This is a genomic window from Streptococcus sanguinis (genome assembly GCF_001078705.1).
Lineage (GTDB): Bacteria > Bacillota > Bacilli > Lactobacillales > Streptococcaceae > Streptococcus > Streptococcus sanguinis_D.
On record NZ_CDMW01000001.1, the window covers coordinates 456,348 to 472,178 of the forward strand.

Here is a 15,831-nt window from a genome sequence, read left to right on the forward strand (position 1 = left end):
ATGGCTGCCTCAAGGCTGATAAAGAAAAGCTATCACCTCCATAAAAAATATATAATGGTCAAGTTTCTCCTTATTTGATATGATAAAGAAAGACTTTTTAGGAGGAATTCGAAATATGAACCTGAAGAAAACCTTGAAATACTTCTCTCTGGCAGCCGTCAGTGTCTTGGCCATTGGTGCCTTGGTGGCTTGCTCATCATCAAGTGAGAAGAAAACAGAGAAAACAAAGGTAGAAGTCGGAACAGTGGGAACGACCAAACCATTTTCATACGAGGATAAAGACGGTAAACTGACTGGCTACGATATCGAAGTCCTTCGTGCTATCTTTAAGGATTCAGACAAGTATGAAGTCAATTTCAATAAGACCAAGTGGGCTTCTATTTTCTCAGGTCTAGACAGTGACCGCTACCAGATCGGTGCCAATAATATCAGCTATTCTGAAGAACGGGCTAACAAATATCTCTATGCTAGTCCATATGCGAAAAATCCAACAGTTTTAGTTGTCCGTAAGGGTGAGGGAATCAAATCGCTGGATGACATTGGCGGCAAGTCTACTGAGGTTGTTCAGGGGACTTCGACAGCTCAGCAACTAGAGGACTACAACAAGGAGCATAGCGACAAACCGACAAAAATCAATTATACGGATGGAACCATTCAGCAAATCTTGGCCAATCTCAATGATGGCCGTACGGACTATAAGATTTTTGAGCGCATAACGGTAGAGTCTATTATCAAAGACCAAGGCTTGGATAATGTAGAAGTGATTGAACTTCCAAGCGACCAGCAGCCTTATGTCTATCCGATTATTGCAAGCGGTCAGGAAGACCTGCAAAAATTTGTCAACAAGCGAATCAAGGAACTCTATGAGGACGGTACGCTTGAAAAACTTTCACAAGAATTCTTTGGCGGTTCTTACCTGCCAGATGCAAAAGATATCAAGTAAGAAATCCCATCAAGTTCGGTCTGCATTTGGCTGACTAGACTTTGATACAAGAAATACGATAAGGGCGGGGAAGCTTATTTCCCCAGCCCTTTATCTGCTGTTAATAGGAGTAACGCATGCCTTTCTCAACTGAGACTGAACTAATCAAGAAATTTGAAAACGACGAGGTAGCCCAGCACTATTTTGAAGTGCTGCGGACCTTGATCTCTAAAAAATCAATCTTTGCCCAGCAGGTTGGCTTGCAGGAAGTAGCCAACTATTTGGGAGAGATTTTTACAGCTGCAGGTGCCAAGGTCATGATTGACGATAGCTATACTGCTCCATTTGTTTTGGCGGAGTTTCTTTCTTCAAATCCTGCTGCTAAGACCATTATTTTCTACAACCACTACGATACAGTGCCGGCAGATGATGACCAGCCTTGGACCAATGATCCCTTTACACTGTCGGTTCATTACGGGGTTATGTATGGGCGAGGAGTGGATGATGACAAGGGGCACATTACTGCTCGCCTGACGGCTGTTCGCAAGTATATTCGAGAGCACGGTGATTTGCCGGTCAATATCATTTTTATGATGGAAGGGGCAGAAGAGTCTGCTTCGACAGACTTGGATAAATATTTGTCCAAGCATCGCAAACGCCTGCGGGGAGCAGATTTGCTGGTCTGGGAGCAAGGCAGCCGCAACAATCTAGGTCAGCTGGAAATCTCGGGCGGTAACAAGGGGATTGTTACCTTCGATATGACGGTCAAAAGTGCAGATGTAGATATCCATTCCAGCTTCGGCGGGGTTATCAATTCCGCTTCTTGGTATTTGCTCAATGCTTTATCCAGCTTACGCAGTCCAGACGGCCGCATCCTGGTTGAGGGCATATATGAGCAGGTTCAAGAGCCAAATGAACGAGAGCTGGCCTTGATTGAGGAATATGCCCTGCGGACTCCTGAAGAGTTGAGTCAAGTCTATGGCTTGAAATTGCCAGTTCTATTGGACGAACGTAAGGAATTTCTCCGTCGATTTTACTTTGAGCCTTCGCTGAATATTGAAGGCTTCGGATCAGGCTATCAAGGCCAAGGGGTTAAAACCATTTTGCCTTCAGATGCCCATGCCAAGATGGAGGTTCGTCTGGTGCCAGGTCTGGAGCCTGAGGATGTGTTAGACAAGATTCATCAGCAGCTGGATAACAATGGCTATCCAGCGGTTAAGCTGACCTATACCTTGGGAGAGATGAGCTATCGCAGCGACATGAGTGCGCCTTCCATTCTCAATCTTATCGAATTAGCCAAAGATTACTACCAAGAGGGCATTTCTGTTCTGCCGACCTCAGCTGGAACTGGTCCGATGCACACGGTATATGAAGCCTTGGAGGTTCCTATGGCAGCTTTTGGACTTGGCAATGCTAATAGTCGAGACCATGGCGGAGATGAGAATGTGAAAATTGCTGATTATTATACACATATAGAGCTCATTCAGGAGCTGATCGGCAGTTACAGTAAAGCTGACTAGCGGGAAAGGAAGACTTATGCTATACTCTATAAGAAAAGACAAACTGAAGCAGGCTGGCTTCTTTTACCTCTTTTATTTCCTAGCCATGATTTTAGGCGTCTTGGTTGGGCTTCTATTTGACCGCTCAGGCAATATGTTTTACGCTCCGGCTTTTACAGCTTTCTTTGGCGGAGTTCTGTTCATCTTCTACACTGAGAAAATAAAGACCTTCGGTCTAATCAGCGGCCTAGGCTGTCTGCTAGGTCTCTTCTTTCTGCTTAGCCGACATGGCTTTGGAGCCTTTCTACCAGGTTTGATTTGCGGTGTTTTAGCGGATCTGATAGCTCGGTCAGGCGGTTATCAAAAGACTGTTAGAAGCTTGCTGTCTTTTATGGTTTTCAGCTTTAGCACAGCGGGTCCTATTTTCCTAATGTGGCTGGCGCCCAAGCAGTATGAAGCTAGTCTTCTTGCCAGAGGAAAGACTCAGGCTTATATCGAGCAAGTCATGCTTAAGCCGGAACCCAGCTTAGTCCTTTGGTTTGTAGCCAGCATTTTACTGGGTGCTTTACTTGGAGCCCTGTTAGGAAGGAAGATCCTCAAAGCAAGACTTTCAAAGTCAGCTTCGGCCTAAATACCATTGAAAATATAACTAAGGAGAAAACATGAACAATATACTCGTACTCCAGTCGGACTTTGGTCTGGTGGATGGAGCTGTGTCAGCCATGATCGGAGTGGCGCTAGAAGAGTCGCCCACTCTGAAAATTCATCATCTGACTCACGATATCACCCCTTACAATATCTTTGAGGGAAGCTATCGTCTCTTTCAGACAGTTAATTATTGGCCTGCAGGAACGACCTTTGTGTCAGTAGTGGATCCGGGTGTGGGCTCCAAGCGTAAGAGTGTGGTAGCCAAGACTAAAAAAGGTCAGTACATCGTTACGCCTGATAACGGCACCCTGTCTTTCATCAAGAAGCATGTCGGCATTGAGGCCATTCGGGAGATTTCTGAGGTGGAAAATCGCCGTAAGAATACGGAACATTCCTATACTTTCCACGGTCGTGATGTCTATGCCTATACGGGTGCTAAGCTAGCCAGCGGCCATATCAGCTTTGAAGAGGTTGGACCGGAGCTTAAAGTTGAAGACATCGTCGAAATTCAGGTAGTAGAGACTACGCTTGCGGAGAATTATGTCAGCGGAGCTATTGATATCCTGGATGTCCGTTTCGGCTCTCTCTGGACCTCTATCACCCGCGAGGAATTCTGCATCTTGAAACCGGAATTTGGCGACCGCTTCGAGGTTACCATCTACAACAATGACATGCTGGTTTATCAAAACCAAGTAACCTATGGCAAGTCCTTTGCGGATGTCCGCATCGGCCAGCCTATCCTTTATATCAACTCCCTCTATCGGGTCGGCTTAGCGATTAACCAAGGTTCCTTTGCTAAGGCCTACAATGTTGGTGTCGGTGCCCAATGGCATATTGAAATCAAAAGAATTGAAAATTAAGGAAGAAGAAAATGAAAAATAATACAATCAGAAACGTAGTCGCAACAGGAATTGGAGCAGCCCTATTCGTGGTTATCGGAATGATCAATATTCCAACGCCTGTACCAAATACCAGCATCCAGCTCCAATACCCTCTGCAAGCTCTTTTTAGCGTCATCTTTGGACCAATCGTTGGTTTCCTGATGGGCTTCATTGGCCATGCCATTAAAGACGCTATGAGTGGTGGCGGACTTTGGTGGTTCTGGATTGCTGGCAGCGGGGTCTTTGGTCTATTGGTTGGCTTCTTTAGAAAATTCTTCCAAGTGGAAGAAGGAAAATTTGAAGTCAAGGATATTATTCGCTTTAACTTGATTCAGTTTGGAGCCAATGCAATCGCTTGGCTAATCGGCCCGATTGGTGACGTGATTGTGTCTGGTGAGCCGGTCAATAAGGTTATTGCTCAAAGTATTGTAGCGATTCTGGTGAATTCTGCGACGGTTGCAGTCATCGGAACTGTCCTGCTGACTGCTTACGCTCGCACCCGCACCCGCGCAGGAAGTCTCAAAAAAGATTAATCATAGTAGTTTCTATCAAAGAATAGCTGCCTATACGACTAGGCGGCTTTTTTTGCTAGTGGTGAATCATACAGTTGTCCACTGGGAACTGGAAAATTTAAGCAATTCATGACTTCCTAAATCTACTTACAATATAAGACGGTATATTTAGACGAGCTAAAAGACAAGAGCAAATGTTAGAACAGCTCTTGCGAATCTGAATTTTGTAGATTTTTCTAGTCTTTTTTTGAAAACGCTTTAAATTTGTACTATAATAGGAAATAGGAGTCGGTAAGTTCGTTGCCAACGAATCAAGATCAACCAAAGATGTGAATGGTTTAAAGTGTCTTTGGTTCTTATGTGACTCAGCCAGTTCCAACGTGTTATTGATGATTGTGCCTATAGCGCAAAATCAGCTGCCCTGACGGCTGGATGTCTGGACCTCTAAGATATAGATATGATTTGGGTAGAAAAGGTTTCAGTTGAGTTGGTTGTGACTTGCAATTTTTGCACTTCTTGATTCGTAAAAGATAGCCCTTTTAATCTTTAGGCTCAAGGATTATCGAATTCCAATGTGTATTTTAGGTAAAATTGGTCAGTTTGGCTGGATGGCCTTTATGATGACCATTGTTGTATTTGTTCTACTTGTTGTGATGACAAGTGCTATTTGTAATAAAGGCTTAAATGAAGAAGCCTAGGAGGACATGTGGTATGAAATTTTTCTTAGATACAGCTGATGTGGCGGCTATCAAAGAGATTAATGAATTAGGTGTTGTGGATGGCGTAACAACTAACCCAACAATTATTTCCCGTGAAGGCCGCGATTTTAAAACGGTTATTCAAGAAATCTGTGAGATTGTAAGTGGTCCTGTTAGTGCAGAGGTTACTGGTTTGACGGCAGCTGAAATGATTGCAGAAGCACGGGATATTGCTAAATGGGCTGATAACGTTGTTGTCAAAATTCCAATGACAACGGAAGGCTTAAAAGCAGTCTCTGTCCTTTCAAAAGAGGGAATTAAAACGAATGTTACCTTGATTTTTACAGTTTCTCAAGGACTCATGGCTATGAAAGCTGGAGCTACCTTCATCAGTCCTTTTGTTGGACGTTTGGAAGATATCGGAACAGATGCCTATCAACTGATTGCAGATTTGCGCACGATTATTGATATTTATGATTTTGAAGCTGAAATCATCGCAGCCAGTATTCGTAATTCAGCACAGGTTGAAGCTGTTGCAAAACTTGGTGCTCACATTGCGACCATTCCGGATAATTTATTTGAAAAAATGACGCAGCATCCACTGACTACTAATGGAATAGCCCAATTTATGAAGGATTGGGAAGCATTTAAAAAATAAGTTTTGGGCCAGGTATGGGAAATAACGGTCTCTGCCTCTGACTATATTTTAAGCAGGCCATAGCGACTGAGAAGACTTTGGCTCTTTGTCAACAGAGCTAGGTTGCGGATAAGCTAAGATTTGGAGAAGACCAAACTGGCCTTCTCTTTTTGATGTTTAGATTTGTGGAAATTGCTTCTGAAATTCTGTAAGATAATAGAAGAAAAAAAGCGCTTTGAAAAGTATTTGGATCAATTGGAAGAAGAGTGATAAGTTGTCTTTCTCGCTTAAACTTTCCAGCTCTGCTATTTTTCAAACAAATATTTTGCCCAGCTTTTCTTCTCGCGTTATAATAAATACATGAATTAAAAAATTCAGAAAATTTTATAGAGAAAAGAGAGTTGAAATCTTATGGCAAAAGATATTCGCGTCCTACTTTACTACAAATATGTTCCGATTGAGAATGCTGAGAAATTTGCAGCTGATCATCTGGCTTTCTGTAAATCTATCGGTCTTAAAGGCCGTATCCTGGTAGCAGATGAGGGAATCAACGGAACGGTTTCTGGTGACTATGAAACCACTCAAAAATACATGGATTATGTGCATTCCCTGCCAGGCATGGAAGATCTTTGGTTCAAGATTGACGAAGAAAACGAGCAAGCCTTCAAGAAAATGTTTGTTCGCTACAAGAAAGAAATCGTGCACTTGGGCTTGGAAGACAATGATTTTGATAATGACATCAACCCGCTGGAGACGACAGGAGCTTACTTGTCACCTAAGGAATTTAAGGAAGCTCTCTTGGACGAAGACACTGTTGTCCTAGACACTCGTAACGACTATGAGTATGATCTGGGTCACTTCCGCGGTGCCATCCGTCCAGACATCCGCAACTTCCGCGAATTGCCACAATGGGTTCGTGATAACAAAGAGAAGTTCATGGACAAGCGCGTGGTTGTTTACTGTACCGGTGGTGTTCGCTGTGAGAAATTCTCAGGCTGGATGGTACGGGAAGGCTACAAGGATGTCGGTCAGCTTCATGGCGGTATCGCGACTTACGGTAAGGATCCAGAAGTTCAAGGTGAGCTTTGGGACGGTAAGATGTATGTCTTTGATGAGCGTATCTCGGTTGATATCAACCATGTTGATCCAGTTGTGATCGGGAAAGACTGGTTTGACGGTACTCCTTGCGAGCGCTATGTCAACTGTGGCAATCCAGAGTGTAACCGCCGCATCTTGACTTCAGAAGAAAATGAAGACAAGTACCTCCGTGGCTGTTCTCATGAATGCCGTGTTCACCCTCGCAATCGCTATGTTGCTGAAAACGGCCTGAGCCAGGCAGAAGTGATGGAGCGTTTGGCTGCGATTGGAGAAAGCTTGGAAACACTGGTGGCTCAGTAATAAGGAGAAATCCTAATGGAAAAATTTTGCGTTTATGGGAAATTAATGGCCCAAGAAGGAAAGGTGCAGGAACTTACTGCTTACATGCAAGAAGTTGTCAAAGAAATGCAAAATCTTGACACTTGTTTCTGCTATATCTTAGGTGAGAAGGCAGATGAACCCAACAGCATCTATATTTACGAAGTTTGGGAGAGCGAGCAGGCTCACAATGATAGTCTGACCTTGGAAGTTTTTCAAAACCTCATTGCAAAAGCTAGACCCATTATTGCAGACATGGAAAATTTGCATAAGCTGACTATTTTTGATGGTAAGGCAAGTTTCTAAATTCCTAAGAAAAACTAAAAACTTTAGACGCTTGAATCGTCTAAAGTTTTTTATCATTTATTTACATGTAAAAGACTTGTTGGAAAGGGATTTGGGAAAGAAGACTATTTCCTCATGTTCTTGGGACATCTTGCGGAGCATCACTTGATTTCTGATTTTCTTTCCACAGTTCTGATTTTTTGTCCTTTCTTTATGATGTGATATAATGAGCTTAAATAAATGGGAAAGGAGCAAGTCTATGTCTAAAGCTATCATGGAAGAAGTGGCAGCCTATCTGCGTCAGCATGCAGATGAAGAGCTGAGTCTGACCGATTTGGCTCAGCATTTCTATTATAGTTCTTCCCATCTATCCAGAACTTTCAAGAAAAAGATGGGCTTTTCTATCAAGCAATATATGGAAGCTCTTAAGATGGAAAAAGGAATTCAGGAGATTGTGGAAGGTCGGCAAAATGTGACCGAGACCTCTATGGAAGCTGGTTATGATAGTATAGGCAGTTTTTCCAATACTTTTAAGCGGCATACTGGACTTTCGCCTAAAAAATATTATCAGGAATCAACCAAAGCTTATGATTTTATGGTAAAACAGCTGGATGAGAAGGGAGCTTTGTTGCATCAGGATCCCGACTGTAAAAGTGGCAATCGGTTGACTGTGGCGCTATCTTATCCTGAGGGGTATGAACCACGCATTAGCTGTGTCGGGCTTTTTAAAACCCGCATACCCAAAGAAGAGCCAGTTATTGGAGTAGCACTGAGTCAGGAGAGACGGTTTACTTTTGAAAATGTACCCGATGGTCGCTACTATCTTTTGGCCTGTGAATTGCTGGAGGATTTACGCCTAACTAAAAACTATGTCTTGAAGCATAACTTTCGCTGGGGCAGCGATGAGCCTCTCACTTTTTCAGGCGATAGCATCTATCAAGAGGAAATCAGCATGCGCAGGCCCTTGCCCAGCGATCCCCCTATTACAGTTAATCTTCCAGTTTTAATCATGCGTTCCCTAGCCAAACAAGCGCAATTGAGAATAAGAAAATTTTTATCCTAATTGATAAACTGATACTAGAGATCTATTCTCAGATATAAAAAATTGGAGGAACAATAATGAAATTAGACGTGTTTTTAAGTTTTAATGGTCAGGCCGAAGAAGCTTTTCGTTTTTATGCAGATCTTTTTCAGATAGAGATAAAGGGACTTGCCCGAGCCAGTGAGATGCTGGATCCAGCTGACCTTCCTGCAGAAAAACGAGATAAGGTTGCCTGGATTGCCTTGGATACTGAAAATCTAACCCTGCATGGTGAGGATGTTGGTGTCTTCAATGATCTTTCCATCCCTAGCAATCATCAGCCCAATCAATGGTTAGTTCTGAGCCCAGACAGTAGAGAAGAAGCCGATGAGCTTTTTGCCAAGCTTGCTGAAGGTGGGCAAATTCTCTATCCTTTAGAGGAACAAGCTTTCGCAGAGTTTTATGGCCGCTTGATTGACCGCTTTGGTATCGGCTGGGATGTGATGAAATGAGGTGAAAGGATGGCTTATAGTGAATCCTTAGCCCAGCAAGTCCGTGCCATTTTAGCTACTGAACTTCCTCCTCATGTTTTTGAAGAAGAGGTAGAAGAGAAGAAGATGTTTGGTGGTTTGGCTTTTATGGTCCGTGGTAAGATGACCGTTACTGTGAGTTCGAGAAGTCAAGAGCTTGTCATGGTACGTATCGGTAAGGAACTGGAAAAGCAGGTCCTGCCTAAAAATGGTGCCAGTGTCACAGTGATGAAAGGCAGGCTTTATCATGGCTATATTGATTTAGATGGCGAAGGACAAAAAGAACTGTCTTACTGGATCAAGCTAGCCTTGGCCTATAATCAGGAGCTGACGCAGCAGGATAAAAAGTAAGAAGTACTCAGAATGAGTTTTGTTCTCTTAGAAGTTTATTCATTACCTTTTTATAAAATTCAAATATATTCTTAGAATCTGTATTGATGAAGCTTTCAATTTCCGGAAAGCCTCTTCATGGATACAGGTTTTTTCGTCTTTTTCTTCCGAAAATGTTATACTAATACCAGAGTCCGTTTTAAGAATGGAGTTTATCCTTAAAAGTCTTTGAGAAAAGCTAGTTTGTACCTGTATTGAGTTTTGATTTTGCATTTTCTCGCTTTCTGAAAGGCTTTTGTCGTTAGAAAGGAGCATGGTATGAGTATTTCTTTTTACATTCAGAACCGAAAGGGCTTGTTTAGCTATAAGGCGGTCGAGACACCCTTGTCTCTGGTTTCCTTAGTAGAAGGCCTTGAGGTCGTAGGCCTCGAGGGCGATAAGGCTTATCAATCCTTGGATCAGGTCGGAACTTTTCTGGCTGTCTATTGGGAAGGGGCAGGCCGCGGGTTTGAAGTTTATTACCTGCCAGACCGGGAAACCTACCAGGTCCGCGTCTTGACACCATCAACGGTGGGCGACTGGAAAGGGGCTATTCTCTTCATGAGTCGTTTGGCTCAGAAGATGAAGCAGGATATTGTTGATGAATACGGTACCACTTACACGGCTGATGGGATTTTTAATATTGATTTTGAAGCGGATATTCTCTACGGCCTGAACGATGCCAGAGTTGCAGCTGCGCCTATGCATGTTTTTGAGGGCTATGTTCATGATTTGTACATGTCGCAGGAAAAGCTTCTGGAACTTTTCAAGTCTGAAGATCCTGTGGAGGAGTTTGGCAGGCAGATGGCCGAGATGCAGCAGGTTCAGAGTCAATTTTCTACTCCGAAGTATTATAAGGATCAGGGTGGGAAATACCTGGGTTCCTATGTTCTGGCAGAAGGAGTGGAGACAGTCCTTCCGACTCAGCCCATGCCCAAGGGCTACCTGATTAAAGAGATGATTGAGAGCGGTGATAGTCAAGACATGGAATGGCATCTTCATATCCTGATAGAGGATGCTAGCAGTCCCCAGGGCTATAAATATCTGACAACAAAGGATTTAAAAGCTTTTTTGGAGAAAATTCCAGACACTCACCGCACCTATCTGGATTCCAGTCAGATCCGGATTCAGCCACTCAATCGGCTGGAACTGGAAGCCATTTTGGATCAACTTCCCGAAGGAGAACCGAAGTTTTAGCGCTAGGAAAATTTACTTTTTGAATCTTAACAGAGCTGCCAAAAGGCGGCTTTTTTAGGTCTGTAAGCAGTTCTCACAATTTTGTGACTCTTTTCGTTTTGATAACATTATTGAAAATATCTTGAAAATTTCAAAAAGAAGCTATAGAATAGAGGTCAGTTTTATAAAAAGGAGAACGAAATGAAAGAAAAACACATGTTAATCTTGGGCTGGGTGGCTACTTTTATGTCTGTTATGATGTATGTTTCCTATATCCCACAGATTATGAATAATCTAGCTGGCAATAAGGGTGACTTTATTCAGCCTTCAGTAGCTGCTCTAAACTGTACTCTCTGGGTCATTTATGGTCTATTTAAAGAGAAGCGGGACATTCCTTTGGCAGCGGCTAATATGCCGGGCATTGTATTTGGCTTGATTACTGCTGCAACGGCCCTTATGTAAGATGAGATTGGGAGTTATGCCCAGTCTTTTTTTGTTGGAAAATCATTGGACAAAGTGCTCACTTCACTTGAGCTATAGAGCCTGCCTATGGCTTTGGCTATGTAGAAAATATGCAGGCAGCGTTCAGCAGACCGCCTTTTTATGATACAATGGTAAGATGAAGTCAGCAGAGTTCTGCTGGTTCTTTCATCAGGAAGAAAGGGATAAGAGAGCAAGCCTATGATACTTGAAGAATTTGACCAAAGTCGCAAGGCCATCATCAATCCAGAGGACTTGAATGAATCCATAGAAGTCTTTCCGGAGACGGCTGTTTCCTGCTTTGCCAGAGAGACTTTTGCGCGGATGTTGGCGGATTTTGAGCATGAGCTGATTACGACGACCAGCATGGCAAATATTGAAATTCCTATCTATCGTGTTTTCGTGGATGGACGGGAACTGGCTCTCTTCAATGCCCCGGTTGGAGCTTCGGCTTGTGTAGCTATTCTGGAAGACTTGATTGCTTTTGGCATGAAGAAGCTGGTTCTTTTCGGTACTTGCGGCATCTTGGATGAGGAGATTAAGGAAACGTCCGTCATTATCCCGACGGAGGCCCTGCGTGATGAGGGGACTAGTTATCACTACCAGCCAGCTAGCCGTGAGCAGGAAGTCAATCTTGGCTTGAAAGATTTTTTGACGGCTTTTCTGGATGAGCGTGGTATTTCCCACAGCAAGGGCAAGGTCTGGACGACAGACGGCATTTACCGTGAGACGCCAGCTAAACTTCGCCTGAGAAAGGCTGAGGGAGCTATCTGTGTGGATATGGAATGCTCAGCTGTAGCGGCTTTGGCAGCCTTTCGAGAGATATCCGTCTGCCAGTTCTTTTATGCAGCCGACCACTTGTCTGAGGAAGCTTGGGATATGCGCAATCTGGCCAATCATGCAGACTTAGACGAAAAAGATAAGATTGCCAATCTAGCGATTCAAATCGCTCTGACACTATAGAGAAATAAGATGAAAAAACCAATTATCCAATTTGAAGACTTTAGCTTTCAATATCAGGCCCAGTCTGAGCCGACCCTCAAGCAGATCAATCTGACTATTTACGAGGGAGAGAAGGTTCTGATTGTTGGGCCATCTGGCTCTGGTAAATCAACGCTGGGCCAGTGTCTCAATGGGATTATCCCCAACATTTATAAAGGAGAGGCCAGCGGTCAGCTCTTGATTAAGGGGCAGCCAGCCTTTGAATCCAGCATTTATGATAAGTCCAATCTAGTCAGCACGGTCTTGCAGGACACGGATGGCCAGTTTATTGGGCTTAGTGTAGCAGAAGATCTGGCCTTTGCGCTGGAAAATGACGTGATGGAGCTGTCACTCATGCGCGAAAAAGTCCGAACCTGGTCAGAGAAGCTGGATTTATCAGAGCTTTTAAAGCATCGGCCTCAGGATCTATCAGGAGGTCAAAAGCAGCGCGTCAGTCTGGCTGGAGTTTTGATTGATGAGAGTCCTATTCTGCTCTTTGACGAGCCCTTGGCCAATCTGGATCCCAAGTCGGGTCAGGATACCATTGATTTGATTGACCAACTTCATCGGGAGACGGAAACGACGACTCTGATTATCGAGCACCGCTTGGAAGATGTCCTCTATCGGCCAGTAGACCGACTAGTGCTTGTCAATGATGGGTTCATCCTCTTTGATGGACAGCCGGATGACCTGCTCAGAACCCAACTGCTAGCTGAAAATGGCATCCGCGAACCGCTCTACATTACCACCTTGCGCCAGCTAGGGGTTGATGTAGAAAAAGCGGAGGGATTGTCCCACTTGGATCAGCTGCAGTTGACAGATGTGACCTTTGAGGGCAGGGACTGGTCTGACTCTGATAAAGAGTCTCAGGATCCCTTGCTAGAATTGGAACATGTTTCCTTTGCTTACCAGAGCGGCGGCAAGCCTATTTTGCAAGATATCAGCCTGAAGATTTTCGAGGGTGAGCGGATATCCATCGTTGGTAAAAATGGAGCTGGTAAGTCAACCCTGGCCAAGGCTCTCTGTCAGTTTATCGAGACTGAGGGGAGCTATAGCTGGCAGGGGCAGGATATCAAAGGAGACTCTATCAAGGAGCGAGCAGAGCGGATTGGCTATGTCCTGCAGAATCCCAATCAGATGATTTCGGCAGCCATGATTTTTGATGAAGTGGCTCTAGGCTTGCGCTTGCGCGGACTGGCAGAAGCGGAAATCGAAGAGCGGGTCCATGCAGCTCTCAAGACCTGTGGACTCTATGAATTCCGTAGTTGGCCGATTTCTGCCCTGTCTTTCGGCCAGAAGAAGCGGGTGACTATTGCGTCTATCTTGGTGCTGAATCCGGAGATTATCCTCTTGGATGAGCCGACAGCTGGTCAGGACCAGCGCCATTATACAGAGATGATGGACTTTCTAGACGAGCTCAATCAGCAGGGACATACCATTATCATGATTACGCACGATATGCAGCTGATGCTGGATTACTCAGATCGGGCAGTGGTTGTGGTGGATGGACAGATTTTAGCCGATAAGGCGCCTGCGCAGGTGCTGACAGATCAAGAGTTGATTACGGCGGCTTATCTAAAGGAAACGTCAATCTTTGCTCTGGCTGAGAAGATTGGAACGGACCCTCTGGCTTTGACCGAGTTTTATATGCGAAAAAAGGAGGACAAGCATGCTTAATCAGCGAAAATTAATCGGCTACCATGCAGGCGAGACGTTTATTCATGCTCTGTCCGGTGCCAGCAAGATGCTCTTCTTCGTTCTGGTATCAGTGGCAGCCATGATCAGCTATGATACCCGATTTTTGCTGGGGCTAGCCCTGCTGTCCCTCTGCCTCTTTCGGCTGTCTCACATCCGCATCCGAGACATTTCATTTGTTTTAGTCTTTGCGGCATCCTTTGCTGCTCTTAACTTAGTGATGGTCTATCTTTTCGCGCCTCAGTATGGTGTTGATATCTATGGAGCCAAAGATGTCCTCTGGACCGGGTGGGGAGCTTATAATCTAACAGCTCAGGAGCTGTTCTACCTCTTTAATCTCCTGCTCAAGTATGTTTCTACTATACCTCTGGCAGTGATTTTCCTCATGACAACCCATCCCAGTCAGTTTGCTTCCAGCCTACATCAGCTTGGTATTTCCTATAAAATTGCTTACGCGGTCAGTCTGACGCTCCGCTATATTCCAGATTTGCAGGAAGAATTCTTCCTCATCAGGATGTCTCAGGAAGCGCGGGGGCAGGAATTATCCAAGAAAGCTAAACTGGCTCAGCGCGTGAAAGGAAATCTGCAGATTATCATTCCGCTGATTTTCAGCTCGCTAGAGCGCATCAATACTATTGCCACAGCCATGGAGCTGCGCCGTTTCGGGAAAAATAAAAAACGGACCTGGTATACCTATCAGGCTCTAAGCAAACGAGATATGCTGGTACTGACACTGGCAGTCGCCTTTCTATTGCTCTGCTTTGTCCTTTTCGCAGTCAATCACGGCCGCTTTTATAACCCGTGGAGGTAGGATGGAGGAAAGTAAAATATGGATATTTACGCTTATCAAAGACCTTTGGGCAAAATAGAGGACGCGCCAGACCTGAAGAAAGCCTTTATTAAAGTTTATGAAGAAAAAACACATCAAGAAGTAGTGCGATTTTGCCAGGTGTATGCTGCTTATCTTTCGGAACTAACTAATTTTGTATTTACAAAAGAGATGAAACAGGCTCTTATCGCTATGGATAACTGGTTAGCTGGGGAGACTTCTTATCATGCCGCTAGAAATCTGAGCTTTGAGATTTCACGTTTAGCAAAAAAGGAAGAAGATGTAGTTAAAGTGAGATTCTACCGAACTATGGCTCAGCTTGTAGCTAGTCCCCATGTTAAATATCATGGTCTTTGGGCAGCAGATTTTGCTATTACCGTGATAAACAAGATGTATCCAGGTAATTTTGAAGCTGTTAAAAAAGAACGGCTGAAGCAAATTGAATTATTGAAGATGACATAAAAAATCAGGCAATCCTTGCCTGATTCTTTTCTTATAAGGGCCTTTTATTTGGCATGCCGGCTTTGCGGGGGTATTTATTGGGGGTCTCTTTCTTCTTTTCCACCACTGTGATAAAGCGGGGGTCCCCGTTTGGTAGGGCATAGCTGAGATTGTCTTGGACCTTGCTAAAGAGTAAATTGAGGGCATTTTTTGCTTCTTCCAGTTCTTCTGGAGCATTAGAAGCCTTGAGCGCTAGGAGCTTGCCACCCACTTTTAGATAGGGAATGGTCAGCTCAGATAGGACCTGCATCCGAGCGACTGCACGGGCGGTGACTAGGTCAAATTGTGCCCGAAAGGCCTTGTCCTGAGCAAAGTCTTCTGCACGACCGTGGTAGAAGTGAACCTTGTCCAACTCCAGCTCCTCTGCCAGCAGTTTGAGGAAGTTGATGCGTTTGTTGAGCGAGTCAATGATAGTCACATCCAGCTGGGGGCAGATGATTTTCATAGGGAGACTGGGAAAGCCAGCCCCGGCTCCGATATCCAGCAGTTTAAGCTCTTGATTATCAATCAGGCCTTGCAAAACGGGCGCTATTGAATCATAGAAATGCTTGAGGTAGACTTCATTTTTCTCTGTGATAGCTGTCAGATTGATTTTTTCATTCCATTCGACCAGAAGTTCAAAATAACGCTCAAACTGGTCTTTCTGGCGGTCGGTCAGCTCGATTCCCTGCTGGGCTAAGAGCTGGTAAAATTCTTGCGGTGTCATAGTTTCATCCTTGTTTGTCAGTATTCATCCTATTATATCACAAAA

18 protein-coding genes are annotated in these 15,831 nt (G+C 44.2%); 17 read left to right on the plus strand and 1 reads right to left on the minus strand.

Going from position 1 to position 15,831, the window contains the following annotated elements; translation table 11 throughout:
• The first annotated feature begins 115 nt into the window (after window positions 1–115).
• The 17 genes from SSV_RS02470 to SSV_RS02560 all read left to right on the plus strand — a co-directional run bounded on the left by SSV_RS02470 (window position 116) and on the right by SSV_RS02560 (window position 15,041).
• Window positions 116–943 carry an amino acid ABC transporter substrate-binding protein gene (locus SSV_RS02470; protein WP_072073542.1) on the plus strand — a complete coding sequence of 276 codons (828 nt, stop codon included), beginning with the start codon at window positions 116–118 and terminating at the stop codon, window positions 941–943.
• 116 nt (window positions 944–1,059) lie between these two features.
• Entirely contained in the window at window positions 1,060–2,442 is a 1,383-nt protein-coding gene (locus tag SSV_RS02475) for a M20/M25/M40 family metallo-hydrolase (protein ID WP_072073543.1), read from the plus strand.
• 16 nt (window positions 2,443–2,458) lie between these two features.
• A complete protein-coding gene (locus SSV_RS02480; RefSeq protein ID WP_072073544.1) occupies window positions 2,459–3,052 on the plus strand; it encodes an MptD family putative ECF transporter S component in 594 nt (197 codons plus the stop codon).
• A gap of 31 nt (window positions 3,053–3,083) precedes the next feature.
• Window positions 3,084–3,929 (plus strand): SAM hydrolase/SAM-dependent halogenase family protein, encoded by an 846-nt coding sequence (locus tag SSV_RS02485; protein WP_072073545.1) that lies wholly within the window; start codon window positions 3,084–3,086, stop codon window positions 3,927–3,929.
• An 11-nt stretch (window positions 3,930–3,940) separates the two neighbouring features.
• Window positions 3,941–4,483, plus strand: a complete 543-nt coding sequence (locus tag SSV_RS02490; protein ID WP_002900998.1) for an ECF-type riboflavin transporter substrate-binding protein — start codon at window positions 3,941–3,943, stop codon at window positions 4,481–4,483.
• A gap of 690 nt (window positions 4,484–5,173) precedes the next feature.
• Window positions 5,174–5,818 (plus strand): fructose-6-phosphate aldolase, encoded by a 645-nt coding sequence (fsa, locus tag SSV_RS02495; RefSeq protein WP_072073546.1) that lies wholly within the window; start codon window positions 5,174–5,176, stop codon window positions 5,816–5,818.
• A gap of 390 nt (window positions 5,819–6,208) precedes the next feature.
• On the plus strand, window positions 6,209–7,195 hold the full coding sequence (gene trhO, locus SSV_RS02505; protein ID WP_002915762.1) for an oxygen-dependent tRNA uridine(34) hydroxylase TrhO: 987 nt from the start codon (window positions 6,209–6,211) through the stop codon (window positions 7,193–7,195).
• Window positions 7,196–7,210: 15 nt separating this feature from the next.
• Window positions 7,211–7,519, plus strand: a complete 309-nt coding sequence (locus tag SSV_RS02510; RefSeq protein ID WP_072073548.1) for a putative quinol monooxygenase — start codon at window positions 7,211–7,213, stop codon at window positions 7,517–7,519.
• Window positions 7,520–7,757: 238 nt separating this feature from the next.
• Window positions 7,758–8,561: a helix-turn-helix transcriptional regulator gene (locus SSV_RS02515; RefSeq protein ID WP_072073549.1), complete on the plus strand. Its 804-nt coding sequence runs from the start codon at window positions 7,758–7,760 to the stop codon at window positions 8,559–8,561.
• A 56-nt stretch (window positions 8,562–8,617) separates the two neighbouring features.
• Complete coding sequence (locus tag SSV_RS02520; RefSeq protein WP_072073550.1) at window positions 8,618–9,031, plus strand: VOC family protein; 414 nt, start codon at window positions 8,618–8,620, stop codon at window positions 9,029–9,031.
• Window positions 9,032–9,040: 9 nt separating this feature from the next.
• Entirely contained in the window at window positions 9,041–9,400 is a 360-nt protein-coding gene (locus tag SSV_RS02525) for a TfoX/Sxy family protein (RefSeq protein WP_072073551.1), read from the plus strand.
• Between the two features lie 297 nt (window positions 9,401–9,697).
• Window positions 9,698–10,615, plus strand: a complete 918-nt coding sequence (locus tag SSV_RS02535; protein WP_072073553.1) for a DUF4299 family protein — start codon at window positions 9,698–9,700, stop codon at window positions 10,613–10,615.
• Between the two features lie 180 nt (window positions 10,616–10,795).
• Window positions 10,796–11,056, plus strand: a complete 261-nt coding sequence (locus tag SSV_RS02540) for a SemiSWEET family transporter (RefSeq protein WP_002898091.1) — start codon at window positions 10,796–10,798, stop codon at window positions 11,054–11,056.
• 219 nt (window positions 11,057–11,275) lie between these two features.
• Entirely contained in the window at window positions 11,276–12,037 is a 762-nt protein-coding gene (locus SSV_RS02545; protein ID WP_072073554.1) for a nucleoside phosphorylase, read from the plus strand.
• A 9-nt stretch (window positions 12,038–12,046) separates the two neighbouring features.
• A complete protein-coding gene (locus SSV_RS02550; protein ID WP_072073555.1) occupies window positions 12,047–13,732 on the plus strand; it encodes an ABC transporter ATP-binding protein in 1,686 nt (561 codons plus the stop codon).
• Window positions 13,725–14,561: an energy-coupling factor transporter transmembrane component T family protein gene (locus SSV_RS02555; protein ID WP_072073556.1), complete on the plus strand. Its 837-nt coding sequence runs from the start codon at window positions 13,725–13,727 to the stop codon at window positions 14,559–14,561. The genes SSV_RS02550 and SSV_RS02555 overlap by 8 nt, the downstream gene beginning before the upstream one ends.
• An 18-nt stretch (window positions 14,562–14,579) precedes the next feature.
• Complete coding sequence (locus tag SSV_RS02560) at window positions 14,580–15,041, plus strand: putative immunity protein (protein WP_072073557.1); 462 nt, start codon at window positions 14,580–14,582, stop codon at window positions 15,039–15,041.
• A 31-nt stretch (window positions 15,042–15,072) separates the two neighbouring features.
• Here SSV_RS02560 and rsmG read toward each other — a convergent pair whose 3' ends face one another.
• On the minus strand, window positions 15,073–15,786 hold the full coding sequence (rsmG, locus tag SSV_RS02565; protein ID WP_072073558.1) for a 16S rRNA (guanine(527)-N(7))-methyltransferase RsmG: 714 nt from the start codon (window positions 15,784–15,786) through the stop codon (window positions 15,073–15,075).
• Window positions 15,787–15,831 lie beyond the last annotated feature (45 nt).